Consider the following 23,785-nt stretch of genomic DNA (forward strand, 5'->3'; position numbering starts at 1 on the left):
CACGACCATGTCCAAAGCCCAGGAAGACGGCGCGATCTACGACGACATCAACATCACCCCGATGTTGGACCTGTCGTATGTGCTGCTGGTCATTTTCATTCTCATGACGACGGCCTCGGTGCAGGGCATCAAGGTGAACCTGCCCAAGGCCAGCGACACCCCCAGCCTGGCCAAGCCAGCCACCCGCGCCATCACCATCACCGAGACCGGCGCGCTCTACCTCGATGCCTACCCCATGGCCACGCTGGCCGACCTCGAAGCGCGCCTGTTGCAGTTCAAGGCCGGCGCACCCGAGTTCCCCATCGTGGTCAAGGGCGACTCGGCGGTGCAATACGAGAAGGTGGTGGAGGTGCTCGATTTGTTGGGGCGGCTCGAACTCAACCAGATCGGCCTTGTGACGCAGCGGCTCGTCAAGTGAAGCCGGACGAGTCGTTCATGCGACGCCACGCTCGCAAAGCCGCGCTGGCGCTGCTGGTTGTCCTGTTGATCGCAGGTGCCGTGTGGCTCTACGAGCTGATGTCCAGGCCCGCCGAACCGACCAAGAAGCGCACGGTGCAGGAGATCTCATTGCTCAAACCGCCGCCGCCTCCTCCGCCGCCCAAGACGCCACCGCCTCCGCCGCCCCCCGAGCAGAAGCAGGAAAAAATCGACGTGCCCAAGCCGGACGCCGCACCCGACCAGCCTTCGGAGGCGCCGCCCCCGGGCCCGAACCTGGGCGTGGATGCCGCCGGCAGCGGCGGTGGCGACAACTTCGGCCTGGTGGGCAAACCGGGCGGTGGCGACCTGATCGGCAGTGGTGGTGGCGGTGGCGGCAACCGCTTCGCCTGGTACGGCGCGCTGGTGAAAGACCGCATCAGCGACGCTGTGCAACGCGACAAGAAACTGCGCGAAGCCGCCGAGTACCAGCGCGTGGTCAATGTGTGGGTCAACAGCAGCGGCCTGGTCACCCGGGTCGAACTGGTGGGCACCAGCGACAAGCCCGAGCTCGACGAGGCGCTGCGCCTGGCCCTGCGCAATCTCGCGCCAGTGCGCGAGGGCGCACCGGGCGACATGCCCCAACCGATTCGACTGCGCATTTCCACCCGTTCCTGATACACGCGGGCCCGAGCTCCATTCAACGATCGCACCTTGCGAGACACCCCATGAAACGACCTTTGCACCATGCGATGCGCCAGGTGACCCTGGCGGCCCTGATTTCCGTTGGCCTCGGTTCTGCGCAGGCAGACGAGCGAGAAGACCTCGAAACACTCAAGCAGACCACCATCAACCTCATCCAGGCGCTGGTGCAGCAAGGCGTGTTGCCGGCCGACAAGGCCGATGCGCTGGTGAAGCAGGCCGAAGCCAAGGCCAAGGCCGCGGTGGCCGACGCCAAGAAAACCGAGCAGGCCACGGTGCGGGTGCAGTTCGTGCCGGTGTCGGTGCGCAAGCAGATCGCCGACGAGGTGCGCGAAGAGGTGGTGGCCCAGGCCAAGGCCGAGCGCTGGGGCGACGTGAACGCCGTGCCAGAGTGGGTGGACCGGTTCAAGTTCGAAGGGGATCTGCGGCTGGGTTACCAGCGCGACATGTTCTCTGAATCCAATGCAGGCGCTGATTTTTTCCGGGTTCAGGGCCAGAACATCGCCAACACCACCGAAGACCGCGACCGCGCCCGCCTGCGTGCGCGCCTGGGCGTCACTGCGCGCGTCACGCCCGACATCACGGCCAACCTGCGGCTGGTGACCGGCAGTTCGGGCGATCCGGTATCGACCAACCAGACGCTGGGCAGCTACGGCAGCAAGTACACCTTCGCGCTGGACCGCGCTTTTCTGCGCGCTCGCTCGACCGAGTTTCTGCCCTGGCTCACCACCACCGCCGGGCGCATACCCAACCCGTTCTTCAGCACCGACCTGATGTGGGACGACGACCTGAACTTCGACGGCCTGGCCCTTCAATACGAGGACCCGGTGGCGGCAACGCGCACCTGGCGCCCGTTTGGCACGGTGGGCGTGTTCCCGCTGGAAGACATCCAGACATCGGAGAGCAACCAGGCCAAGAGCAAATGGCTGGTGGCTGCGCAGGGCGGGGTGGAGTGGGTGCCGAGCAACGACCTGCGGGCCAAGGTGGGCCTGGGGCTCTATGACTTCCGCAACATCAGCGGCGTGCGCAACAGCAACAGCACCAACACCGACGACACCTCCCCACTGTCGCGCCAGAAGGGCAACACGCTCTTCAACATCTCGAACCCGGCCGCCTTCAACTTCAATGGCCCGTTCGGCCTGGCCAACGACTACCAGGTGCTCAACCTCACCGGTGCGGTGGACTTCAACCTCTACAACCCGGTGCACCTGATCGTGACCGGTGACTATGTCAAGAACATCGGTTTGAGCAGCAGCAAGACGCTGGCGCGCAGCGGCCTGACCCTGCCGAAGCAAGACACCGGCTACATGGTGCGTGTGGCGGTGGGCATGCCCGCGATGCTGCTGAAGAACGACTGGCAGCTCTCGCTGGCCTACCGCTACCTCGAAGCCGACGCCACGGTGGATGCCTTCACCGACTCGGACTTCCACCTCGGCGGCACCAACAGCAAGGGCTTCATCGTGGGTGCGCAGTATGGCCTGAGCCGCAACACCTGGATCAACGCACGCTGGCTCTCCAGCCGCGAGATCAGGGGGCTGCCACTGACCATCAACACACTGCAGGTCCAGCTCAATGCGAAGTTCTGAAGTTCGCCGGGACACCAGGTGGGCGCTGCTCGTGGTGGTGCTGGGTGCGGCTTGTTTGCAGGGCTGTGCGCGGCACGCGCCCGAACAGCTGGCCTTGCGCGATCGCATCGAGCAGGGCGCACTCACACCCGAAGACAGCCAGCGCTTCAACACCTCACAGCGCCAGCACCAGGCCTTGGCGGGGGGTGCCGACGACCCGGTTTTGCGTCTGGCCAGCGGGCTCGATCAGCAACTGGTCCGCGCGGCGGGCAGGGGTGAGGTGGGGGCCCTGCGCCAGCTCATCCAGGACGGTGCCCAGGTGAATGCGGTGGACGAGTGGGGCAACACGGCCCTGCTGCTGGCCGCTCGCGAAGGCGACCTGGAGACCGCGCGTGTGCTGCTGCGCGCCGGGGCCGATGTGGATGGCCGCGCCGGCCCGCTCACACCGCTGGGCCAGGCAGCACTGCGCGGCCACATCCACCTGGTGCGCCTGCTGTTGCGCGCCGGTGCCGGAGTGGATGCCACCGGACTGAACGAACAGACGCCGTTGATGAACGCGGTCAAGCTCAACCGGATCGAGGTGGCAAGCGTGCTGCTCAAGGCCGGGGCCAACACGCAGGTGACCGACCGACTGGGCTCGGGCCTGCTGGTGGTGGCCATCAACGAGAACATGCCCCGGATGCTGGACATGCTGCTGGACCATGGCCTGGACCCTGACCAGCCCGATGCCGATGGACTCACCCCCCTGTACTGGGCCATGCGACTCCAGCGCGATGACCTGGCGCAGCGGCTGGTGAAGGCCGGTGCGTCCACCAGCCAGACCCGCCAGGTGCTGCGGGCCAGCCGCCCCTATCCCAAGGATGACCTGTGATGAACCGACAAACCGGAAGATGCCTGTGGCTGGTGCTGCTGGCGTGCTGCATGGCCCTGCCCGCTGTGGCCCAGGACAAGCGCGAGAGCCGCGAGCGCGAGGCCTTGCGCCGGGCGCAGCAGCAGGTGCAGAAGTCCAGTCAGGACCTGAGCGCGCTGCAGCAAAGGTTTGACGCCGCCGAACAGGAGCGCGCCAAACTGGCCGAGCAGGTGAGTGGCGCGCAGGGTCGGGCGCAGAGTGAGTCCGCGCGCGGCGCACGGCTGCTGCGCGACCTGCAGGCGGTGACCGGCGAGCGCGACGCGCTGCAGGCGCGCAACGCAGAACACGAGCGCAAGCTGCAGGAACTCGCGGCGAAGAGCGCGCAGCTCGAACGCGACCTGACTGCCGCCCGTCAGCGTGGCCAGCAGCTGGACACCCAGGGCGCAGGGCTGCGCGAGCAGGTGGCCGCCTGCGAGGGGCGCAACACACAGCTGTATGCCACGGGGCGCTCGCTGATCGAACAATGCCGCGACCGCAGCGCCACCGACCGTGTGCTGCGCCTGGAGCCTTTCACCGGCATGGGCCGCGTCGGCATCGAGAACATGCTGGAGGCGCACCGCGACAAGCTCGACGAACACAAGACCCCGGCCACCGGCATCGCCGCGCAGTGAGCGCACGAGCACCATGCACCCGGCACGCTCGCTGGTGAGAACAGCGCGCCAGCGGTTTGGGCTGGCGTTGCTGTCGCTGAGCCTGCTGGCCGGCTGCATGACGGTCTCGCGCGATGAGGGCGAGGACGAGGGCGAGGAAGACGCGCACCACGCCATGCTGGAGGCCGAAGCCGCCGACCTGTCGGGCTCGGCCTGGGCACAGCTCAGCCAGGTGGTAGGTGGTGAGGCGCCAGGCACCTGGGTGCACCGGCGCTACGGCCGTCACAAGCCGACGGTTTATGAGCCTGCGGTGCACGAGGGACGCCTGGCCATGCATGCACGCAGCGACGCCGGCAACAGCACCCTACGCCTGCGCTTGCCCACCGACGCGGTGGTGAATCCGCGGTGGCTGACGTTTTCATGGTTCGTGCCCGCGCTCAACGAACGGGCCGACTTGAAAGACCAGGACATCGACGATGCGGTGGCGCGGGTGATCGTCACGTTCGACGGAGATCGCGAGCGTTTGAGTGTGCGGGACAACATGCTCTCGGAGCTGGCCAACCTGGTGACGGGCGAACCCTTGCCGTTTGCCACGCTCATGTATGTGTGGGACCACCGCTACCCTGTGGGCAGCGTGATCCCCAACCCGCACACCCAGCGCATCCGCAAGCTGGTGATCGACTCGGGGCCGCAGCGGCTCAACCAGTGGGTGGACCAAGAGCGCGACATCGAGGCCGATTTCCGCCTGGTGTTTGGCGAACTGCCCGGGCGTGTGACCGCGATGGGCGTCATGACCGACTCCAACAACACCGGGGAGCGGGTCAGCGCATGGTTTGGGCCGATGATGCTGTCGCCACGCCGCTCCTCCGAACCCCAGCTGGCCTCTGACCGAAAGGATTGACCATGCTCACCCGACGCTTCGCCTTGATGTGGCTCTTGACCGGTGCCGGTCTGGCCGGTTGCACCAGGGACGACCCACAAGCTTCGCTGGAGGCCGCAGTTCAGCGCTTGCAGGACCACCTGGAGGCCAAAAAGACCAGCGCGGTGCTGGAGCAGCTGCACAGCAAGTTCAGGGCGCAAGGCGAGCTCGACAGAGATTGGGCCCGGCAGACCATGACGGTCATGTTCCTGCGCTACGCCAACATCCGGCTGGTGGCCGTCACCCGCAGCAGCCGCGTTGATCCCGCTGCGCCCCACAAGGGCTACACCGAAGCGCAGGTGCTGGTCACCGGCGCCCAGGGACTGATTCCCGACGAGGCGGCACCCTATGGCGTGACGCTGGAGTGGCAGCTCGACGGTGGCGACTGGAAGCTGTTCGACCTGCGGTGGAAGTGACCGCTGCGAGCGCGGTCTGGCTCACGGGGCCCGCAGGTTCAGGCGGTTTGAAGTTCGGCCGCGTGGACCGACAGATCCAGCAGCCGGCCCTTGCTGCTGTAGTAACGGTCGAGCCGCCATTCAGCCAGGATTTCGAGCGCCAGTTCAAACTGGGGGTAGCTCAGGGTGTAGAGCTGGTTCAGCGGAAATGCCTGGTTGGATTCCAGGGCAATCACCAGCGCTGACAGCACCTTCGCGCTGGGGGTCTCGGGGTCGGCTTGAATGAGTTTCCGGGCTTTTTTGAGAGCGATCATGAGGATTCCTTGACGACGAGGGGACACGAACAAAGCGCAGCGCTGGCCTTCCATCTCCGGCGGGTATGTTATACGGGTTAACCCTTACCAGTACCCGATGCCGGGCTCCTTCTGTCTACTGGTTGGTGAAGAGGCTGATACCGACCACGGCCTGCATGCTGGAGAACGCCAGCCCGGGGCGGTTGCTGCCGCGTTGTGTGTGTTGCACCGAGGCGTTGAGCGCGAGGTTGCGGGTGGCGTTCCAGCGCAGGCCCAGCGATGCGTCGCGGGTGGTGTCCCGCTGAGGGTCCGGGAGCTGCCCGGGGGGTGGACCCAGGAACCGCCGGCGCGACTCGCTCACGCTGGCTTGCAGGCTGGTGCGGGCCGAGATTTGCCAGGCGTGGGAGGCGGTGAGGCGGTCGGTGCGCGCGTGGCTGGCGTTGGTGGTCTGGTAGCTCGACAGATCCGAGGCCCACTGCAGCGTCCACAGGGTCTTGGCGGTGGCCGCCCAGCGCAGCGAGAGCGCCGAGTTGGTGCCGGCGTAGTCGCGGGCGGCCACGCGCGCGTGCGTGCGATCGAGTCGCACCAGGCTGAGGTCGGCGCTGGCCTTCTCGCTGAGCAGCCAGCGAATGTCGAGCACTTGCTCGCGTTGATTGAAATCCGGGTCTCTCAGCGAGGCGGGAAGCACCGCGCCACCGACCGTGGTGCCGCTGCCGTTTCGCAGCCGGGCGGTGACCGAGCTGCCGGAGCGCGCCTCGAAGCGCAGCCCCACGTCGGCCGACCGCGACACATAGCTGTCTTCCCCGACCCGGGCTTGTTCGTTCTGGTTGCGTGTGCTCTGCACGCCTGCGACCAGGCGCCAGACGCCGTCCAGCTCGTAGAGCGCGTCGAAGCCCTCGTAGAGCCGAACGCGCTGGTTGCCGCGGCTCAGGACGCTGGTGTCATCGAAGCTGTTGACGCTTTCGTCGCGTTCAGCCACCAGGCTGCCGCGAAGGCGGGGGGTGAGTGCCCAGCGCCAGCTCACGTCGTAGTTGGTGGCGAGCAGGTCCAGGCGGCTGTAGGTCTGGTAGCGGTAGTCCACCAGGCTGACATCGATTTCAAGGCGCTGAAGGCTGTGGGTCTTCGCATAGCTCATGCCCAGTGTGCTGATGCCCACACTCTCGGCCGCGCTCGGTCGGCCCAGCACGGTCTGCGGGTCCACACCGTCGGGCAGGCGGAAGAGGTTGTCGTCACGGCTCAGCGTGTGGCCCGCCCGCAGGGTCAGGCCGTCGGCGGTTTGTGCCGTGGCCGTGCCCAGGATGCTGCTCGCCAGGAGGGCGGGAACCCAGAAGGTCCGGCAGACACCGGGGAACCGGCTTTGCCGTGCCTCGGGCCGAAGGAGACGCAGGGGGTGTGTCATCTAGTAAGCCTGCTGGTCCCTGAACACCAGGCGGATGGTCTTGAGGATGATCAACACGTCGAGCTTGAGCGACCAGTTGCGCAGGTAGTCGAGGTCGCGCTCGATGCGCCCCTCCATTTTTTCCAGGGTGTCGGTCTCGCCCCGAAAGCCGTTGACCTGGGCCCAGCCGGTGATGCCCGGCCGGACCTTGTGGCGCACCATGTAGCCCTTGATGAGCTTGCGGTAGAGCTCGTTGTGGGCCACGGCATGCGGGCGCGGCCCCACGATGCTCATGCGGCCCTGCAGCACGTTGATGAACTGCGGCAGCTCGTCGAGCGAGGTCTTGCGAAGGAAGGCGCCCAGCGCGGTGATGCGTTTGTCGTCGCGTTGTGCCTGGCGGACCTCGGGGCCATCCTCGGCCACCGTCATCGAGCGGAACTTGTAGACAACGATCTCTTCACCTTCCTGGCCGTAGCGGCGCTGCTTGAAGATCACCGGGCCCGGCGAGCCGAGCTTGACGGCGGCCGCGATCGTCAGCAGCACCGGTGCCAGCGCCAGCAGAATGAACGATGAAAGCACCACATCGCTGCCCCGCTTGAGCGCGCCGTTGATGCCGTGGAAGGGTGTGTCGCAGACCGAGATCACGGGCACGCCACACAGCACGGTGGGCTTGCTCTGGATCAGGTCGGTGACGAACATGTCGGGCACGAAGTAGATCGACGCGGTGGTGTCCTTGAGGTCGTCGAGGATCTTCAGGATGCGCGGCTGCGACGCCATGGGCAGCGAGATGTAGATCAGGCTGATGCGCTGGTTGTTGATCACTTCCACCAGATGGTCGAAGCGCCCCAGCAGTGTGAATCCATCGCCCGCCTGCAACCGTTCGCGGCTGCGGTCGTCCACGAAGCCGACCACCTCGATGTTGTTGAAGCGGGTGGCGGCCAGGTTGCTGGCGAGTGCCAGTCCCTGGTGGTTCATTCCAACCACCAGTGCGCGCTCCGCGGGCCCTTGCAGACGCACCAGCGTCGGCGCGGTCCAGCGCAGCAGCATCCAGGCGGCGAAGTCGGCCACGGGCGTGACCGCCAGCCAGGTCAGGATCACGTCCAGCGGGAAGATGCGCACATAGCCGGTCACCCAGCCTGCAGCGAACAGCAGGCCCATCGTCGTGAACCAGCTGAGCAGCAAGTCGACGAAGGTGGCGCGCACCGACAGGTTCAGGCGTGAAGGTCCGGGATAGGTGAGGGCGAACACCACCAGGCCGAGCAGGAAGTACTCGGTGTGGATGCCGCCGTCCATGCCGATGGCCAGCGCCCACAGGCAGCACACGCCCATCAACGGGCTCAGTGACGTCTCGAGCGCGTGCAACAGACTGCCCCGGCTGGACGCGCCCTGCGCGCCGCGCGCAGGGGTGCCAGAGGATGGAACTGAGACGGATGGGTGGTTCAAGGGCGCTCCCTCGGTACAGCGGGTGTTCGCAACGGACGGAAATCCGGGTGTCTGCCGTTCATGCGGGCACAACCAGAGCGAGGAGTTTGAAGGCCTTGTGTGACAGCTTGAATTCGGTCGGGCAGGTGGCTGGGGCCCTGGCAACCATCCATTCGGACCAGGCTGCCGACGCGATTTTCAGATGCGCGTCACATGGGGAGCGCAGCATCACAGCACCGCTCGCGTGTGAGCTTTCTACGAACCTGCGTCATGACCATCACCCCTTTTTTCCGCTCGACACGGTGGGCCAGCCTCGGCGGCGCCGCCCTTGCCCTGGCCCTGATGCTGGGCGTGGCACCCGCTTCGGCCCAGAGTCCGGTCCCCGACACCCAGGCCCTCGCGCGCGTCGTGGAGCGCCTTGTGGGCGCCAAGGTGGAGTCGATTGCTCCGTCCCCGGTGACAGGCCTCTTTGAAGTCATCGTCAACGGCAACATCTTCTACATCGATTCAACCGGCAACCACCTGGTGAACGGCGAACTGGTGGACGTGGCCACGCGCACGTCGATCACGCAGCGCCGAAAGCAGGAGCACGAGCTGGCCAACACGCCCGTGCTCGACATGGCCACGCTCGATCTGGCCGACGCGATCAAGACCGTCAAGGGCAAGGAGGTGGCCGGTCGTGTGCTGGTGACGTTCGAGGACCCGCGCTGTGGCTTTTGCAAGCGACTCCACCAAAGCCTGCGCGATGTGCCCGACCTGGTGCTGTACACCTTTCCGGTTTCCTTCCTGGGGCCTCAGTCGCGAGCGATGAACGAGGCCATCTGGTGCTCTGCCGACCGCAGCAAGGCCTGGCAGGAGGTGATGAAGGATGGGCCGGCACCGGTCGGCAGCAGCGGATGTGACCTTCAGGCCCTGGACCGCAACACCGCGCTGGCCAACAAATACCGCATCAGCGGAACGCCCACGCTGTTCGCCGCGGGCGGCGTTCGCATTGCTGGGGCGGTGGGTGCGCCGGCGATCGAGGAGGCGCTCAAGGCCGGTGCGCGTTGAGCGACAGGGGGGCGCGCGGCAATGGGCCGTTTGGGTGATGCTGATGGGTCCGTTGACATGAAACGCACCCATGCGTCGGCCGCCGTGTCACCCGTGTTTCACAGCCACAGGCAAAGCTAGGTTTCGTTCCTTCAACCACCCGAGAGTCCGCCCCATGTCAGACAAACCAACCGAACTTTCCCGCCGCAACCTGCTGCTCGGCGGTAGCGCAACCGCAATCGCCGCCGCATTCGGTGGCCCCGTCGCCGCGATGGCCGCCACCATCGATCAGGGCTACGGTGACAACTGCGCCGCTGCCGACGCTTCCACGCTGACCGCCAGCCCCTACGGCCCCACGGCGCCCGTGAACGACATGACCACGGGCCTGCCCCTGATCGAGCTGCCAGCGGGCTTTACCTACAAGAGCTATGGCTGGCGCGGCGACCTCATGAGCGATGGCCTGCCAACGCCAGGCGCGCACGACGGCATGGGTGTGGTGCTGTCGCGCCGTGTCGGCCGCAGCAACGAAATCATCCTGGTGCGCAACCACGAGCTGTCCCTGTCCACCAACGCGGCCAACATCGTTGGTGCCGGGCGCGCCAACGTGGCCAAGTACGACACCGGCCTCACGGGTGGCAGCTACCAGGTCGGCGGCAACACCAACCTGGTGTTCCGCGACGGCAACTGGGTGGAGAGCTACGCCACGTTCGGCGGCATCTACCGTCCCTGCGCTGGCGGCTCGTCGAGCTGGGGCAGCTGGCTCAGCAACGAAGAGATCGGCAGCAACAGCATCAGCACCACCGGCAAGAAGCACGGCTACATCTTCGAGATCCCGGCCGACACCAGCCTGAACGCGGCCAACGTGAACCCCATCGTCGACATGGGCCGCATGGCCCACGAAGCCAGCGCACTCGATCCGGACACCGGCTACTGGTACCTCACCGAAGACGCCGGAAACGCGAACACGCTCTACCGTTTCCTGCCCAACAACATCAACGGCGGCCTGGGCTCGCTGCACGAAGGCGGCCGCATGCAGGGCCTGGCCGTGCGTGGCCAGCCGGGTGCCGATCTGCGCTATCCCACGCTGTGCCAGGAATTCCAGTGCGACTGGGTTGAGGTGGCCGATCCCGATGCGGACCGCGCATCCATCAGCACCACCGCCGGAACGGTGACGGGCAGCGGTCCTTTCCGCGGCGCGTATGCCAACGGTGGCGCCATCTTCGGCGCCAACGAAGGTTGCTGGGTGGCCAACGGCGTGGTGTTCTTCACCGACAAGGCCACCAGCGCCGCCACCGCCACGGCGCCTGCCCGCGCCGGCGTGATCTGGTCGCTGGATCTGGCCACCATGGTGCTCAAGGCCATCTTCGTGAGCCGCGATCGTGTCGTGGGCAACTCGCCCGACAACATCTGCATCAGCCCGCGCGGTGGCCTGCTGTTCAACGAAGACGGTGGTGACGGCAGCCCCACCAGCGCCACCATCGTGTCGCAACACCTCAAGGTGCTGGCACCCAATGGTCGCAGCTACATCTTTGCCAAGCACAACTACGACTTCACGCGCGCCCAGCTCGACGCCGTGGGCAAGACAGGTGCCACCAGCGGCAACCAGCGCAACACCGAATGGGCGGGCAGCGTGTTCAGCCCCGACGGTCGCGTGCTGTTCGTCAACCTCTACACCGGCGTCACGCTGGCCATCACCGGCCCGTGGACCAAGGGCACCCTTTGAACCAACCCCACAAAAAAACGAACACCATGAACAAGCATCTCCTCGCCCTGGTTGCAGCCGCCGCGCTGGCCGGTCTCGCTCCCGCCCAGGCTGCCACCTACACCGGTGTCGTCGGCGGCACCTCCGCCACCGTGGCCGACTACAGCGCCGACGGCCTGATTTCCTTCGACATCGATTTTTCCTCGCTCACCTCGACCACGCTGGGCTACACGATCGACGCCGCCGATCTGCTGGGTGGTCTGTCCTTCAACGCCGTGCTGCGCAATTTCACGGGCGAGGGCATCAGCGCCTACACCTTTGGCCTGAGCTCGGGCACCTTTGGCAACCTGGGCACCGTGACGCGGCAGTTCGGTGGCAGCAGCGACATCGCATTCAATGGCGCAAATGCCACCGTGTCGTTCTCGCCGCTGGAATTCCTTGACGTCGAAATCGGCGACCCGCTCGGCCAGGGTGGTGTGAACTGGACCATCGCCGGCCTGAGCGCTGGCGACAGCCTGAACATCACCGTCTCGGCCGTGCCGGAGCCCGAGTCCCTCGCCTTGCTGCTCAGTGGCCTGGGCGTGGTGGGCTGGGTCACGCGCCGCCGTCGCAAAGCCTGAGTTTCAGGCCCGTCCCGGGCGCAGCCTGCGCCTCTCCCACACCTCGACCGGCGTGGTCCATTCGGACCATGCCGGTGGGGGTGTCTTGTCAAGCCGCCGTTACATGCCCCCCGTAGCCTTGGTGGGTGCATGTCGGCGGTTTCCGCATTTTTCCAATCCTTTCAGCAAAGGCTCCCATGTCGCTGCGTTCTTCGATCTCCTTGTCCGCCCTGTTCTCGGCGCTCGTGCTGTCGGCCACCGCCGCCACGGCCCAGGTCCGCATCACCGAGGTCGCACCCTGGAGCAGCGGCAACTCCGTGGTGGCGGCCGACTGGTTCGAACTGACCAACTTCGGCAACGCCGCTGTCGACATCGCGGGCTGGAAGGTGGACGACAACTCCAACGCGTTTGGCTCGGCCCTGGCGCTGAGCGGCGTGTCCAGCATTGGCGCGGGCCAGTCGGTGATCTTCGTCGATGGTTCGGCTGCCACGGCCAGCAACTTCCTGAGCAACTGGTTCGGCTCGCCGTCGTATGCCGGTGTGGTGGTGGGCACCTACAGCGGTTCGGGCATTGGCCTGGGCACGGGTGGTGACGCCGTGAACATCTTCAACGCCGCCGGCGTGCTGCAGGCGCGCGTTGATTTTGGCGTGTCCGATGCCGCGTCGCCCTACCAGACCTTCGACAACTCGGCCGGTCTGAACAACGTGTTGCTCGGCACGCTCAGCACCGCTGGCACCAACGGCGCCTTCGTGGTCGCTTCGGGCCTGGAGATCGGCTCCCCCTCGCTGGTGCCCGAACCCGAGACCTACGCGATGCTGCTGGCCGGTCTGGGCCTGATGGGCGCGGCCGTTCGCCGCCGCCAGGCTTGAGCTTCACGAGGAACAGCCATGCGATTGATTTCAACCTTGCTGGCCGCTTCGTGCGCGTTCGGCTTCAATGCGTTTGCAGCCACCAGCATCAACCTGTCGACGTATCAGGTCACGGGCAACTACACGCTGGACGCCAACCCCGGCAACGCGGTCTCCGGCCTGGAGGCCTCTGCCATCACGTTCGCGCGCGACCGTGGCACGAACGGCACCCTGTTTTTCGTGGGTGACGAAGGCACGGGCGTGGTCGAGGTCTCGCTCACCGGCCAGACGCTGAGCAGCATGTCGTTCAGCGGTGGTACCAACCTGGGTTGGCCCACCACCAGCAGCAACCGGGACTCCGAGGGCCTCACCTACCTGGGCAACGGTGTTCTGGTGGTGGCCGAAGAGCGCCTGCAGGACGCCTTTCGGTTCAGCTACGTGGCGGGCGGCAGCGTCAACCTGGCCAACGCGCCCGTGGTCTCGATCGGCAGCGGCAGCGTGGGCAACAACGGCCTTGAAGGCATCTCCTACGATCCCCGCAACGGCAGCTTCGTGTCCGTGAAACAGGCCTTGCCCCAGGCCCTGCTGGGCGGTGCATTGGACTTTGCCACCGGCGCATCCACCATGAGCGCCTTGTTCGACCCCACGCTGCTGGGTGTGGCCAGCCTGTCCGATGTGCAGACGCTCTCGCCGATCACGGCGCTGGCGGGCACCGACGGCGCCGACAACCTGCTGGTCCTGAGCCTGGAGTCGCGCAGGCTGCTGGAGGTGACCCGCAGCGGACAGGTGCTCAGCAGCCTGGACCTGTCGAGCATCACCTCGCAGGCCATCGAAGGCGTGACAGTGGACGATCTGGGGAATCTGTACCTGGTCGCCGAAGACTCGGGTACGGGGAATTCGCGGCTGTTCGTGCTGGCAACGCCCGTGCCGGAGCCAGAGACCTACGCCATGCTGCTGGCCGGCCTGCTCTTGCTGGGCGCCACCGCGCAGCGCCGTCGCCACAAGTGAGGCGTGGCGGGGCGCCCGTGCCGCGCCCCCACTTGCGCCGTCAGGCGCTCACAGAAAGTGGCTCACGGCGCGGCCGACAGCCATGCCCATCAGCAGGCCCACGAGCACGTCCGAAGGGAAATGCGCGCCCGCGTGAACGCGTGCCCAGCCGGTGAGTGCGGCGATCACCGGGATCAAAGCGAGCTCGGGGTACACGCCAGCCCAGGGCAGGAGCGAGCCCGCCACACAACCCATCACCGCTGCATGGGTGCTGGGCATGCCACCTCGATCCGAGTGGCCCAGGTGGTTCTGGCAAAGACCGATGGCAAAAGGGCGCTTCGCCGACCACCGCCTGGATGCGCGTTTGACGAGCAACTGCACCACGGTGGCCGTCAGCAGGGCCGACACCAGCGGAGTGGCCATGGCATGCCTGCCCAGGAGCGTGCCGCCCATCACGGCCACCATGGGCACCCAGCTCCAGCGCGCAAACCCTGTGGCCAGGCGCAAGCGCAAGGGCAGGTCGAGCCGGCCGGCGCCGAGCCATCGGAAGCAGCGCACGTCGAGGGCGCGCAACGATGGAACAAGGCTGGGTTCGAAGGATTGGGACAGGCTCGGCATGGCCGTGAGCTTGCGCAGTGCGTGTGTCACGCGTGTGAATCACGGGCTGCCGTCCGGGCTGTCCAGGGCCAACACCCAGGCTGGTTTCGCCCTGGCTGCGAGAGGGCGCGTTGCAGGCGTGCTTATCCGGCGCCGTGCAGGCGGTAGCGGTACACGCCGTCAGCACCCACCTCGCGCACGGCCTCGCCGCGCACCAGCAGGTGGTTGAGGTGGGCCACGCCTTCGCCAGTGGCCATGCCGAGCAGCTCGCCATTGCTGTCGATCGAGCGTGCGAACAGCGCGCCGAACACGTCGACCGTGCGCCTGGGTGATTCGGCCAGGCTGCGTCTCAGGCGCTGCAGGCCGCGCTCGTGGCCGTGGGCCAGGCGGTCCAGCCGCGCGTGCAGGCCGCGAAAGGGCTCGCCGTGCGCCGGCAGCACCAGCAGCTCGTCACTCAGCGTGGCGCGCAGGTGTTCGATGCTGCCGATCCAGTCAGCCAGCGGGTCGGCGTCGGGCTCGGTGGGAAAGACGCTCACGTTCGACGAGATGCGTGGCAGCACCTGGTCGCCCGAGACCAGCACGCCCAGTTCTTCGCTGAGCAGGCAGGCGTGTTCGGGCGAATGTCCGCGCCCGACGATCACGCGCCAGCTGTGCGCGCCGATGCGCACCGTCTCGCCGTCGGTGAGGCGGCGAAAGCTGTCGGGCAGCGCGTGCATGTACTTGCCGTAGCCGCCGAAGCGGGTGCGGTAGATGTCCAGCGCTTCTTCGTTCCAGCCCATCTGGCGGTAGAACTGGATGGCCTCTTCGGGCGCTTCGCGCCCGGTGTCGCCCACCAGGGTGCGGCAGGTCAGGTATTCGAGCCGCGTCATCCACAGCCGACACTGGAACTTGCGCGTGAGCCAGCCGGCCATGCCCACGTGGTCGGGGTGCATGTGGGTGCAGAAGATGCGCGTGATGCGCGCGCCCTGGGGCGTGGCGGCCAGCGGGCCTTCGGGTGAGATCAGCTGGCGCCAGGCGGCCAGGGCCTCGGGCGTTTTGGTGCCGGTGTCGATGACGGCCCAACCCGGGCCCTGCTCGTCCTCGTCGGCCACGGCCCAGAGGTTGATGTGGTTGAGCGCGAACGGCAGCGGCATGCGCAGCCACAGCACGCCGGGCGCGACCTCGCGCACCTCGCCCGGTGCGGGCGGCTCGCCGCAGGGGTATTGCAGCGCGTAGGGTGTGTCGGGTGCGGCGGCAGGATCGTCCGGTCGGCCATCGGGGGTGGGGGCATCGGTGGTCATGGCCGGATTGTTCCAGATGGGCCTGCCGATCGGCTCACGCCTGCGCGACAAGGCCAACGCCGCGCGAGTTCGTCCGTTCAGACGATGCCAAGCCGCCCGCCGGCCGGCAAGATGGCCCGATGGATGCACCCCTCGGTGCCGATTCGGGAGCGCAAACATGGCGGGACCACTTGCAGGACTCAGGGTTGTTGAAATGGCCGGCATCGGGCCTGGGCCGTTTTGCGCCATGGTGCTGGCCGATCTGGGTGCCGAGGTCATTCGCGTGGCGCGTCCGGGTGCCGCGCTCGACCCCAACGACGTGCTCGCCCGCAGCCGCACCGTGCTGCATCTCGACCTGCGCGACCCGGCCTCGGTGCGGGAGGTGCTCGCGCTGGTGGAGCACGCCGACGTGCTGATCGAAGGCTACCGCCCCGGCGTGATGGAGCGCCTGGGCCTGGGGCCCGACGTGTGCCTGGCGCGCCAGCCGCGCCTCATTTACGGCCGCATGACCGGCTGGGGCCAGCACGGCCCGCTCTCGCACGCGGCCGGGCACGACATCAACTACATCGCCATCAGCGGTGCGCTGCACGCCGTCGGCCGCTCGGGCTCGGCACCCGTGCCGCCGCTCAATTACGTGGGTGATTTCGGCGGCGGCGCCATGCTGCTGGCCGTGGGTGTGCTCAGCGCCTTGTTCGAGGCAACGCGCTCCGGGCGCGGGCAGGTGGTGGACGCCGCCATGACCGATGGCGCGGCGCTCATGTCGGCCATGATGTACGGCATGAAAGCCGCCGGGCAGTGGAGCAACCAGCGCGGCGAAAACATGCTCGACGGAGGTGCCTTCTTCTACGACACCTACGCCTGCGCCGACGGCCGCTTTGTGGCCGTGGGTGCGATCGAGCCGCAGTTTTATGCGTTGCTGCGCGAGCGCTGCGGCATCGCCGACGACCCGGCCTTCGACGCCCAGATGGACCGCGACGCCTGGCCACTGCTCAAGCTGCGCCTGGCCGAGGTGTTCCGCACCCGCACGCGCGACGAGTGGTGTCTGCTGCTCGAAGGCTGCGACGCCTGCTTCGCCCCGGTGCTCGACTGGGACGAAGCGCCGCTGCACCCACACAACCAGGCACGCCAGACCTTCTGCGAACTCGACGGCGTGTTGCAGCCCGCACCCGCGCCACGCTTCACACGCACGCCACCGGGCGCCCCCGCGAGCAGCGCCACCGCCACTGCAGACGCTGTCCTGCAGCGCTGGCGTCAACCCGCGCTGGCCACGGCCTGAACCCCAGATCCACCGAACAGGAACGCCATGACCCTGCAATTCCGCCGCTCCTGGAGCGACCCCGACCTCGACCAGTACCGCGACACCGTGGTGCGCTTCATCGAGGAAGAAATGCAACCCGCCGACGAGGCCGCGCGCCGCCAGGGCCACGTGGGCCACGAGCTCTGGCGCAAGGCCGGCCAGACCGGCCTGCTGTGCACCGACATCCCCGAACAATGGGGTGGCGCCGGCGGCGACTTCCGCCACGAAGCCGTGTTCTACGAAGAGATGGCGCGCCGCAGCCTCACCGGCATGAACGCCTCGGTGCACACCATCGTGGCGCACTACCTGCTCAACCACGGGACCGACGAGCAGAGGCGGCGCTACCTGCCGCGTCTGGTGAGCGGTGAGTGCGTGGGTGCGATCGCCATGACCGAACCCGGCACCGGCTCCGACCTGCAAGGCATCCGCGCACGCGCCGAGCGCCGGGGCGATGGCTATGTCATCAACGGCTCCAAGACCTTCATCTCCAACGGCTTCCTCGCCGGCCTGGTGCTGGTGGTGGTGAAGACCGACCCCACGCAGGGTGCGCGCGGCACTTCCATCTTCATTGTCGAAACCGCCGACTGCCCCGGCTACCGCGTGGGCCGCGTGCTCGACAAGATGGGCCTGAAGGCGCAGGACACCTCCGAGCTGTTCTTCGACGACGTGTTCGTGGGCCCCGGGCAGCTGCTCGGTGGGCGCGAAGGGCAGGGCTTCTTCCAGCTCATGGCCGACCTGCCCTACGAGCGCCTGATCATCGGCGTGACCGCGTTGGCCGCCATGGAGGGCGCCTACCAGGCCACCCTGGACTACGTGCGCGAGCGCAAGGCCTTCGGCCAGACCGTGGCCGACTTCCAGAACACCCGCTTCAAGCTGGCCGAGATCGCCACCGAGATCACCGTGGGCCGCGCCTTCGTGGACCGCTGCGTGGAAGACCTGGTGGCCGGCCGGCTCGACACCGCCACCGCGTCCATGGCCAAGCTCTGGGGCTCCGAGGCGCAGGGCCGTGTGGTGGACGCTTGTGTGCAGCTGTTTGGCGGTTACGGCTACATGAACGAATATCTGATTGCCCGCATGTACACCGACGCGCGCATCCAGCGCATCTACGGCGGCACCAGCGAGATCATGAAAGAAGTGATCTCGCGCGCGCTCTGATTTCTGCCCACGGAGACCACATGACCGACGACAACATCCTGCAGGTCGAGGAAGCGGGCGGCATCGCGCGCGTCACGCTCAACCGCCCACACCGGCTCAACGCGCTCAACCCCGCGCTGGCCACCGCACTGCGCGAGTATTTCCAGGGCCTGCAGCGCCGGCTGGCGGTGCGCGTGGTGATCCTGCAGGCGGCGGGCGCGCAGTTCTGCGCCGGGCTCGACCTCAAGGAGCAGGAGCCCGGCGACGCGCTCGGCACCGAGGCCATGATGGCCGTTCAGCACAGCATCCGCGACATCATGATCGCCATGCGGCGCTGCCCGCAGCCCGTCATCGGCGTCATCCAGGGCGCGGCCAGCGGCGGCGGCTTCGCGCTCGCCCTGGCCTGCGACGTGCGCCTGGCCACGCCCGACGCGCGCATGAACGCCTCATTCATCCGCATCGGCCTCACCGGCTGCGACATGGGTGTGAGCTACTTCCTGCCGCGCATGGTGGGCAGCTCGGTGGCGGCCGAATACCTGCTCACCGGCCGCTTCATGAACGCGCAGCGCGCGCTCGGTCTGGGCCTGTTCAGCCAGGTTGCGCCGCTGGATGAACTGCAGCGCGAAGCGCAGTCGCTGGCCGAGGACATGCTGCGCAACACACCACTGGGCCTGCGCCTGACCAAGGAAGGCCTGGGCCACGCCATCGACGCCGGCAGCCTGGAAGCCGTGATCGCCATGGAAGACCGCCAGCAGGTGCTGTGCACCCAGAGTGGCGACTTCCGCGAGGGCATGGCCGCCTTCCTCGAAAAACGCGCACCCGTGTACCGCAACACCTGAACGACCAACACAACGGAGACAAGCCATGACGCTCGACGACCTGATCTACAAACCCGGCCTGCTCAGAGGCGACCGCATCCTCGTCACCGGTGGCGGCACCGGCCTGGGCCGTGTGATGAGCGAAGCCCTGCTCATGCTGGGTGCCACGGTCTACATCTGCGGGCGGCGCGGCCCCGTGGTGGAGCAGACCGCCGAAGAACTGATGGCCGCGCACGCCCAGCACGGTGGGCGCGTGGTGCCGCTGGTGTGCGACATCCGCGACGACGCGGCGATCATGGCCATGCTCGACGCCATCTGGGCCGACGGCGGCGCGCTCACCGGCCTGATCAACAACGCAGCGGGCAACTTCGTGAGCCGCACCGAAGACCTCTCGGCGCGCGCCTTCGACGCGATTGCCAACATCGTGTTTCGCGGCAGCTTCTACACCACGCTCGAATGCGGCAAGCGCTGGCTGGCCGAGGGCCGCAAGGCCTCGGTGGTGTCCATCCTCACCACCTGGGTCTGGAACGGTTCGCCCTACACCGTGCCCTCGGCCATGTCCAAGGCCGGCCTGCACGCCATGACACAGTCGCTCGCGGTGGAGTGGGGCGGTCGCGGCATCCGCTTCAACGCCATCGCGCCCGGGCTGTTCCCCACCGAAGGCATGAGCGCGCGCCTGAACCCCCAGGGCGGTGAACACAAGGTGGAGGGCAACCCGATGGGACGCAACGGCCAGATGCCCGAGCTCGCCAACCTCGCGGTCTTCCTCATGGGGCCGGGCTCCGAGTACCTCACCGGCCAGACCATCGCCATCGACGGCGGCCAGTACCAGGCCACGGGCGGCAACTTCGCCAGCCTGGCCAGCATGACGGACGCCGACTGGCAAGCCGCGCGCACCAGCATCCAGCGCCGCAACGCCGCCGACAAGCAGCAGCGCGGTTCTTGAACACCCCCCTGCGCCGCTGCGCGGCTTCCCCCCTCCCTTGCGCGCCTTCGGCGCTTGGAGGGGGGACGGCACCAGAGGCCCGGCAAAGCCGGTTCCTCGGTGCCCCTGGATGGCGCTGCTTCATGCGTCGCGAGTGGCGCGCACGGGAGGGGGTGTTTCCTGTCAGGCCACCAGGCCAAGGCGGCGCGCGATCGCCACCGCCTGCGTGCGGCTGTGGGCGCCGAGTTTCATGTTGATGTTGCGCAGGTGCGTGCGCACCGTGCTGTCCGACACGTAGAGCTTCTCGGCCATCGCGCTGTTGGAATAGCCCTCCACCAGCAGCTGCAGCACCCGGATCTCCTTGCGGGTGAGCGGCTCCAGCGCGCCGCCGGGCAGCTCGCCCACCGCTTCGGCGTCCGAGGGCAGGGGGCCGAAGGCCTGCAGCAGGCGCTGCAGGTAGTCGCCCATCAGCGGGTCGCGCGCCTGTCCACTGTCGTGCAGGGTCTGGTAGCGCTGCACCAGCATGCCGATGGCCGGGCCCTCGTCGAGCACCAGGCGCATGTAGCCCTCCTGGCAGGCGAACTGCAGGGTGCTGCCCATCTGCGTCACGGCCGACGGTGTGTCGCCCGTGCGTTGCAGTGCCAGCGCGCGCAGCAGGCCCAGCACCAGCGCGCGGCGGTGGCGCGCGGCAGCGGTGGCCTGCTTGATCTGTGCGTCCAGCAGCGGCAGGCTGGTGCCCGCGTCGCCACAGACGATGTCCCAGCGCAGGCGCGCCAGCGCCATGTATTCGATGTCGTGCGCCAGCAGGCGCTGGTGCTGCTCCCGGTCCCACAGCGTGGGATCGTCGGCGCGCATCAGCTCGTCGTGCGCCGCCGCGCCGTGGCCCTGCAGCAGCAGCAGGCGCGCGCGTTCCAGCTTGGCCGCAGCCACCACGCGCGGCAGCTTGCGCTGGTTGCCCAGGTACTCCAGCTCGGTCAGCGCGAGCGAGGCGGCGTCCACGTCGCCGTTGATGAAGGCAATGCGCGAGCGCATGGCGTGGCTCAGGATCATGTGGTCGGGCAGGCCCACGTCGCGCGCCAGCGGCAGGTACACGTTGAGCAGGTGGTCGGCCTGCGCGATCTGGTTGGCCTCGTAGACCACGCTGGTGTAGAACACGCCGGCCCAGGCGTTGCCGTGGGTGTGGTGGTAGTTCACCGCGTGCGTGGCGTCCACCGCCAGGCGAAAGCGCGCCGTGGCCTGGCGCAGCCGGCCCTGCTGCAGATCGAGCAGGCCCTCGGTGGACTCGTTGTACATGCGGTTGAAGGTGCTGCCGCCCTGTTCACGCCGCGCCGCGTCCAGCAGCTGCTGCGCCTCGCGCGGCTGGCCCGCCACGGCGGTGATGTGCGCCATCGCGTTGAGCAGCGTGCTGTCGGCGAAGTGGTTGCCGGTGGGCAGGCGGCGCAGCGATTCGCGGCCGATGGCCAGCGCTTCCTCGTTGCGGTCCTGCATGGCCAGCAGCATGGGGCGCAGGCCGGCGGCGTGGGCGCGCAGGTGCGGGTCGTCGCTGGCGTCGGCGCCGCTGCGTTCGAGCAGGTCCATCGCCTCCCAGGGGCCGCGCGTGAAGCAGGCCGCCCACACCGCGATCATCTGCAGCCCCGGGTGCAGGCGCAGCTGGGCCGGGGGCAGGGTGGTGAACCAGCGCGAGAGCAGGCGCATGCGGCCCTGCTCCAGGAAGTCTTCGGCATTCGCGTCCAGCAGCTCCATGGCGTGCGGGAAGTCGCCGCCCTCGATGGCGTGGTCGATCGCCGGCACCGGCCGGTCTTGCGACTCGTACCAGCCCGAGGCCGCCAGGTGCAGGCGCGCCACCTCGTCGGGCCGCTCGCGTTCGAGCTGGGCGCGCAGGTAATCGGCAAACAGGCTGTGGTAGCGCCAGGTGCGCTGCTCGCCCGCCACCGGCGTGAGAAACAGGTGGTCGGCGTCGAGCTGTTCGAGCAGGCTCGCGCAGTCGGTCCAGGGGTTGAGCGCGGCGCACACCGAGGCGTCGAGCTGGCGCAGCAGGCTGGTGCGCAGCAGGAACTGGCGGATCGGCGGCGGCTGGCGCGCGAGCACTTCTTCGGCCAGGTAGTCGGCCACGGCGCGGTCCGAGCCCGAGAAGCGTTCCACGAAATCGGCTGCATCGCCGCTGCGGTCCAGCGCCATCGAGGCCAGCCACAGCGCGGCGATCCAGCCTTCGGCTTTCTGGTGCAGGCGAAACAGCTGGTCGGCGCTGAGCACGTGAGCGCGGCGCTGGTTGAAGTAGGTGGCCGCGTCGGCCAGCGTGAAGCGCAGGCGCTCGGCGTCGATCTCGGTCAGCTGGCCACGCACGCGCAGGCGCGCCAGGCCCAGTGGCGGCAGGCTGCGCGAGCCGATGATGAGGCGTCCCCTGCGTGGCAGGTGTTCGGCAATTTCGCGCACCAGACCCAGCACGGCGGCCTCGTGCACGGTCTCGAACTCGTCGAGGAAGAGGGCGAACGGTGCCTCGGCCTGCGCCAGCGCCTGCACCGCGTCGCGCCCTCCGGTGTCCTGCGGGTCGAGCAGGCCCAGGCGCGCCACGGCCTCGTCGAGCGCGCTCAGAAAGCGCGAGGCGTCGTTGTCGGCGCGGTCCAGCGTGAGCCACACGGTGGCCACGCCCTCGCGCTCCAGCCGCTCGCGCGCCTGCACCATGGCCGTGGTCTTGCCGAAGCCGGCCGGTGCGCGCACCAGCACCAGCTGGCCCACGCCGTTGCAGATCGCGTCAGCCAGGCCCTCGCGCACCACCAGCGAGGCCACGGGTGCGGGGGCATGGAACTTGGTCTCCAGCGCCACACCGCTGCGCGGGCGCGTGCCGGGCGAGGCGGGTGGGCTGTGGGGGCGTTGGGAAGGTTCGGATGAGGGCATGGGTGGCGGTGAGCAGGCGGTCGGTCGGGGCAGCCGCATCCGGCGTTCGCCGGACTGTGCCAGCAATGGACGGCGTGCAACCCGTCCATTCAGACGATTCGGTGACCCATTCTGCTCCGTACACTTTGCCGGACAACCGCCGCGGCTGTCCCCCGCTTGTCAACAGCACCCCGCTCTCTCCGCATGAAACCCGATACCTCCGCAGCCCCCACCGAACGCCGCGCCGCCCTGGCCGAACTCGTCGCCCAGCTCAGCCTGGAGCGGCTGGACGACAACCGCTTTCGCGGCGGCCATGTGGACATCGGCAGCCCCTCGGTGTTTGGCGGCCAGGTGCTGGGCCAGGCGCTGATGGCGGCCGCGCGCACGGTGGAGGCCCACGGTGCGCATTCGCTGCACGGCTACTTTCTGCGCGCGGGCGACAAGGCCGTGCCGATCGACTACGAGGTGGACCGCGTGCGCGACGGCGCGAGCTTCACCATGCGCCGCGTGGTGGCGCTGCAGCACGGCAAGCCGATCTTCCACCTCTCGGCCTCGTTCCACGGGCGCGAAAGCGGCGTGGAGCACCAGCGCGCCATGCCTGAGGCACCGCCGCCCGAAGGCCTGCGCGACGAAAGCGAAGGCCGGCGCGAGCTGCGCCACCTGCTGCCACCGGTGGCGCTGGCGGTGGTGGACCAGGCGCGCGCGGTCGATATCCGCCCGGTGGACCCGCAGCACCTGCTGCACCCCGCCATCACGCCGCCGCATGCGCAGACCTGGCTGCGCGCGCCCGGCGAGCTGCCCGACGACCCGCTGATCCACCAGGCGCTGCTGGCCTACGCGTCCGATTTCAGCCTGCTCGGCGTGGCCATGCGCCCGCACGGCCTGAACTTCATGCAACCGAAGGTGCAGGGCGTGAGCCTGGACCACGCCATGTGGTTCCACCGCGATTTCAGGTTCGACGACTGGCTGCTGTATGAGACCGACTCGCCCTCGGCCGCCGGTGCGCGCGGCTTCTGCCGTGGCAGCGTGTTCACGCGCGACGGTGTGCTGGTGGCTTCGGTGGCGCAAGAGGGCTTGATCCGGGTCCACGACTGAGGGCCTGGTTTTCGTCGCTTCGGACGATGTGCC

General features: G+C 68.0%; 23 protein-coding genes. 17 read left to right on the plus strand and 6 right to left on the minus strand.

The window, feature by feature from the left end; translation table 11 throughout:
- Positions 1–7: 7 nt before the first annotated feature.
- From F9Z44_RS07705 to F9Z44_RS07735, 7 genes are read left to right on the plus strand one after another with little or no spacing between them, the layout of a single operon-like run.
- Positions 8–418, plus strand: coding sequence for an ExbD/TolR family protein (locus tag F9Z44_RS07705; protein ID WP_159604956.1), 411 nt, complete (start codon positions 8–10; stop codon positions 416–418).
- 17 nt (positions 419–435) lie between these two features.
- The gene (locus F9Z44_RS07710) at positions 436–1,092 is read left to right on the plus strand and encodes an energy transducer TonB family protein (protein WP_159604958.1); all 657 of its coding nucleotides are present in this window, start codon (positions 436–438) and stop codon (positions 1,090–1,092) included.
- 50 nt (positions 1,093–1,142) lie between these two features.
- Positions 1,143–2,702: a putative porin gene (locus F9Z44_RS07715; RefSeq protein WP_159604960.1), complete on the plus strand. Its 1,560-nt coding sequence runs from the start codon at positions 1,143–1,145 to the stop codon at positions 2,700–2,702.
- Positions 2,689–3,552, plus strand: coding sequence for an ankyrin repeat domain-containing protein (locus F9Z44_RS07720; RefSeq protein WP_159604962.1), 864 nt, complete (start codon positions 2,689–2,691; stop codon positions 3,550–3,552). The genes F9Z44_RS07715 and F9Z44_RS07720 overlap by 14 nt, the downstream gene beginning before the upstream one ends.
- A complete protein-coding gene (locus F9Z44_RS07725) occupies positions 3,552–4,202 on the plus strand; it encodes a hypothetical protein (RefSeq protein WP_159604964.1) in 651 nt (216 codons plus the stop codon). The genes F9Z44_RS07720 and F9Z44_RS07725 overlap by 1 nt, the downstream gene beginning before the upstream one ends.
- Positions 4,203–4,215: 13 nt before the next feature.
- Positions 4,216–5,082 carry a DUF3047 domain-containing protein gene (locus F9Z44_RS07730; protein WP_159604966.1) on the plus strand — a complete coding sequence of 289 codons (867 nt, stop codon included), beginning with the start codon at positions 4,216–4,218 and terminating at the stop codon, positions 5,080–5,082.
- Positions 5,083–5,084: 2 nt separating this feature from the next.
- The gene (locus F9Z44_RS07735) at positions 5,085–5,516 is read left to right on the plus strand and encodes a hypothetical protein (RefSeq protein ID WP_159604968.1); all 432 of its coding nucleotides are present in this window, start codon (positions 5,085–5,087) and stop codon (positions 5,514–5,516) included.
- Positions 5,517–5,554: 38 nt separating this feature from the next.
- On the opposite strand, the gene F9Z44_RS07740 is transcribed toward F9Z44_RS07735, so the two are convergent.
- The 3 genes from F9Z44_RS07740 to F9Z44_RS07750 all read right to left on the minus strand — a co-directional run bounded on the left by F9Z44_RS07740 (position 5,555) and on the right by F9Z44_RS07750 (position 8,609).
- On the minus strand, positions 5,555–5,809 hold the full coding sequence (locus F9Z44_RS07740) for a hypothetical protein (RefSeq protein WP_159604970.1): 255 nt from the start codon (positions 5,807–5,809) through the stop codon (positions 5,555–5,557).
- Between the two features lie 115 nt (positions 5,810–5,924).
- On the minus strand, positions 5,925–7,187 hold the full coding sequence (gene epsL, locus F9Z44_RS07745) for an XrtB/PEP-CTERM-associated polysaccharide biosynthesis outer membrane protein EpsL (RefSeq protein WP_159604972.1): 1,263 nt from the start codon (positions 7,185–7,187) through the stop codon (positions 5,925–5,927).
- Positions 7,188–8,609: an undecaprenyl-phosphate glucose phosphotransferase gene (locus F9Z44_RS07750; RefSeq protein WP_236574292.1), complete on the minus strand. Its 1,422-nt coding sequence runs from the start codon at positions 8,607–8,609 to the stop codon at positions 7,188–7,190.
- A gap of 249 nt (positions 8,610–8,858) precedes the next feature.
- Between F9Z44_RS07750 and F9Z44_RS07755 the strand changes: the two genes are divergently transcribed.
- From F9Z44_RS07755 to F9Z44_RS22925, 5 genes are all read left to right on the plus strand, one after another.
- Complete coding sequence (locus F9Z44_RS07755; protein ID WP_159604974.1) at positions 8,859–9,638, plus strand: DsbC family protein; 780 nt, start codon at positions 8,859–8,861, stop codon at positions 9,636–9,638.
- Positions 9,639–9,792: 154 nt separating this feature from the next.
- Positions 9,793–11,340: an alkaline phosphatase PhoX gene (locus F9Z44_RS07760; RefSeq protein WP_159604976.1), complete on the plus strand. Its 1,548-nt coding sequence runs from the start codon at positions 9,793–9,795 to the stop codon at positions 11,338–11,340.
- A 26-nt stretch (positions 11,341–11,366) separates the two neighbouring features.
- The gene (locus tag F9Z44_RS07765) at positions 11,367–11,939 is read left to right on the plus strand and encodes a PEP-CTERM sorting domain-containing protein (protein ID WP_159604978.1); all 573 of its coding nucleotides are present in this window, start codon (positions 11,367–11,369) and stop codon (positions 11,937–11,939) included.
- A 176-nt stretch (positions 11,940–12,115) separates the two neighbouring features.
- Positions 12,116–12,787 (plus strand): lamin tail domain-containing protein, encoded by a 672-nt coding sequence (locus F9Z44_RS22920; RefSeq protein WP_159604980.1) that lies wholly within the window; start codon positions 12,116–12,118, stop codon positions 12,785–12,787.
- A gap of 18 nt (positions 12,788–12,805) precedes the next feature.
- Positions 12,806–13,774 (plus strand): SdiA-regulated domain-containing protein, encoded by a 969-nt coding sequence (locus tag F9Z44_RS22925; RefSeq protein WP_159604982.1) that lies wholly within the window; start codon positions 12,806–12,808, stop codon positions 13,772–13,774.
- A 48-nt stretch (positions 13,775–13,822) separates the two neighbouring features.
- On the opposite strand, the gene F9Z44_RS07780 is transcribed toward F9Z44_RS22925, so the two are convergent.
- Both F9Z44_RS07780 and F9Z44_RS07785 read right to left on the minus strand, forming a co-directional pair.
- On the minus strand, positions 13,823–14,401 hold the full coding sequence (locus tag F9Z44_RS07780) for a phosphatase PAP2 family protein (RefSeq protein WP_159604984.1): 579 nt from the start codon (positions 14,399–14,401) through the stop codon (positions 13,823–13,825).
- Positions 14,402–14,493: 92 nt separating this feature from the next.
- Positions 14,494–15,630 (minus strand): MBL fold metallo-hydrolase, encoded by a 1,137-nt coding sequence (locus F9Z44_RS07785; protein WP_159604986.1) that lies wholly within the window; start codon positions 15,628–15,630, stop codon positions 14,494–14,496.
- A gap of 157 nt (positions 15,631–15,787) precedes the next feature.
- Between F9Z44_RS07785 and F9Z44_RS07790 the strand changes: the two genes are divergently transcribed.
- From F9Z44_RS07790 to F9Z44_RS07805, 4 genes are read left to right on the plus strand one after another with little or no spacing between them, the layout of a single operon-like run.
- The gene (locus F9Z44_RS07790; protein WP_159604988.1) at positions 15,788–16,885 is read left to right on the plus strand and encodes a CaiB/BaiF CoA transferase family protein; all 1,098 of its coding nucleotides are present in this window, start codon (positions 15,788–15,790) and stop codon (positions 16,883–16,885) included.
- Positions 16,886–16,912: 27 nt separating this feature from the next.
- Positions 16,913–18,061 carry an acyl-CoA dehydrogenase family protein gene (locus F9Z44_RS07795; RefSeq protein WP_159604990.1) on the plus strand — a complete coding sequence of 383 codons (1,149 nt, stop codon included), beginning with the start codon at positions 16,913–16,915 and terminating at the stop codon, positions 18,059–18,061.
- Positions 18,062–18,081: 20 nt separating this feature from the next.
- A complete protein-coding gene (locus F9Z44_RS07800; protein WP_159604992.1) occupies positions 18,082–18,879 on the plus strand; it encodes an enoyl-CoA hydratase/isomerase family protein in 798 nt (265 codons plus the stop codon).
- Between the two features lie 25 nt (positions 18,880–18,904).
- Positions 18,905–19,804, plus strand: coding sequence for an SDR family oxidoreductase (locus tag F9Z44_RS07805; RefSeq protein ID WP_159604994.1), 900 nt, complete (start codon positions 18,905–18,907; stop codon positions 19,802–19,804).
- 162 nt (positions 19,805–19,966) lie between these two features.
- On the opposite strand, the gene F9Z44_RS07810 is transcribed toward F9Z44_RS07805, so the two are convergent.
- Positions 19,967–22,678, minus strand: a complete 2,712-nt coding sequence (locus tag F9Z44_RS07810) for a LuxR C-terminal-related transcriptional regulator (protein WP_159604996.1) — start codon at positions 22,676–22,678, stop codon at positions 19,967–19,969.
- 183 nt (positions 22,679–22,861) lie between these two features.
- On the opposite strand from F9Z44_RS07810, the gene tesB reads away from it, so the two are divergent.
- Positions 22,862–23,752, plus strand: a complete 891-nt coding sequence (tesB, locus tag F9Z44_RS07815; RefSeq protein ID WP_159604998.1) for an acyl-CoA thioesterase II — start codon at positions 22,862–22,864, stop codon at positions 23,750–23,752.
- Positions 23,753–23,785 lie beyond the last annotated feature (33 nt).

The organism is Hydrogenophaga sp. PBL-H3 (assembly GCF_010104355.1).
In the GTDB taxonomy this organism is placed as follows: domain Bacteria; phylum Pseudomonadota; class Gammaproteobacteria; order Burkholderiales; family Burkholderiaceae_C; genus Hydrogenophaga.